General features: G+C 54.0%; 1 protein-coding gene. It reads left to right on the top strand.

Translation table 11 applies throughout. From position 1 onward, the window contains the following. The first annotated feature begins 151 nt into the window (after positions 1-151). Positions 152-928 (top strand): ATP-binding protein, encoded by a 777-nt coding sequence (locus tag HMPREF3120_RS07595; protein ID WP_070451844.1) that lies wholly within the window; start codon positions 152-154, stop codon positions 926-928. Positions 929-992 lie beyond the last annotated feature (64 nt).

Genomic DNA, 992 nt, shown 5'->3' with positions numbered 1-992 from the left:
AATCAACCCGCCCGACAGGCCATGATCTGCCAGCCATAACAGCGCCTGAAACACCACCGGTGGAACACGCACGCGATACCCGCGGCGCATATCTGGGTGGGTCTGCCCAGTTCAGTATGGAAAACCTCACGAAGAAAGGACCCCTACAGTCATGACACAGCCACAACCAGCATCAGCATCAGCGCGCTTTCTTGATGAATCGATCCTGCCTGTCTTTACCGATCTACGTATGACGGCTTTTGGCCGAACCGTGATTGATATTGCAGCAGATCCTGTCTTCGACTCGTGGAGCTTTTCTGACAAAGTGCTCTACGCGCTCGATAAAGAAGTCGCGGCCAAGCGTGAACGACGAGTCAACAAATTACTCAAAGCATCCCGATCGCCAAATCTCGATGCGTGTATCGAAGACATCACCTACGCACCCGGCCGCAACCTCAACAAAGAGCAAATCACCAGACTCGCTCACTGCCAATGGTGTCAAAAAGCGCAAAGCATTGTCATCCTCGGCAAATCATCCGTCGGCAAAACATACCTGGCCCAAGCACTCCTTACCGCTGCGTGCAGAAACGACTACTCTGCCCGTTTCTTCCGCACAGACACCCTGGCCAACCAGCTAATGGTGCTACGCCATGATGACACAGCACGCATGGAGTTTCTTCAAGACTTACACCTGGCAGACGTACTCGTACTTGATGACTTCTTAACAACGCCGATTGATGCTGCCACAGCACACCAGCTGCTCAACATTCTTGCTGAGCGTGAACACCGGGGATCAACCATTGTCACCTCCCAGTTCACGCCCGATGAGTGGTACAAGTCCATCCCGGATGCTGTCATCGCCGAGTCGATACTGAATCGGCTTGTCGTTGGCGCTGAGATCATCACGCTGGAAGGCCCGAACATGCGCCTCGAAGCCAATACGCAGTAGCGGCTCATAGTCAACGCCCGGGTGTTACCCGATACTCACCCGGGCGTTACTGGATACTCACCAC

The organism is Corynebacterium sp. HMSC11D10, from assembly GCF_001806995.1.
In the GTDB taxonomy this organism is placed as follows: Bacteria; Actinomycetota; Actinomycetes; order Mycobacteriales; family Mycobacteriaceae; genus Corynebacterium; species Corynebacterium coyleae.
The sequence above is the reverse complement of the archived record's forward strand: the minus strand, read 5'-3'. Positions and strand labels throughout refer to the sequence as shown.

What these genes read in the sequence shown, in the direction of transcription:
- HMPREF3120_RS07595 (WP_070451844.1), top strand. Translation starts at nt 152, where the DNA reads ATGACACAGCCACAACCAGCATCAGCATCAGCGCGCTTTCTTGATGAA.